Annotated in this window: 1 protein-coding gene; it reads right to left on the reverse strand. The window is 40.4% G+C overall.

What is annotated here, in order from left to right; translation table 11 throughout:
* On the reverse strand, positions 1-319 hold a 319-nt coding region (locus V6256_RS15240), incomplete at both ends, for an ATP-binding cassette domain-containing protein (protein ID WP_341599111.1).

Consider the following 319-nt stretch of genomic DNA (forward strand, 5'->3'; position numbering starts at 1 on the left):
GAGGTTTTGTGGGCGCTGTTGTGCTTTATCAGCAAGGCCAACTGGTTGTAATAAGTAAGTTGCCTTTTCTACTTGTTGGTGTTTTTGTTGTTTGTTTATTTGTCGCGACCGTTGAGAAAACTTATCGCTTAACAAGACATTTTCTAAGACCGGTAACCAAGGCATTAATAAGTCTTGTTGTGCCATATAAGCACCTTGCCCCTGTAACGGTATTAGATTGCTAATACTTAAGTCACCATTCCAGACCACTTGCTCATTGATAATACCTGCAAGGTAACGGAGAAGGGTTGTTTTACCACAACCGCTTTGTCCTAAAATA

The organism is Psychromonas aquatilis, from assembly GCF_038155185.1.
GTDB classification, from domain to species: domain Bacteria; phylum Pseudomonadota; class Gammaproteobacteria; order Enterobacterales; family Psychromonadaceae; genus Psychromonas; species Psychromonas aquatilis.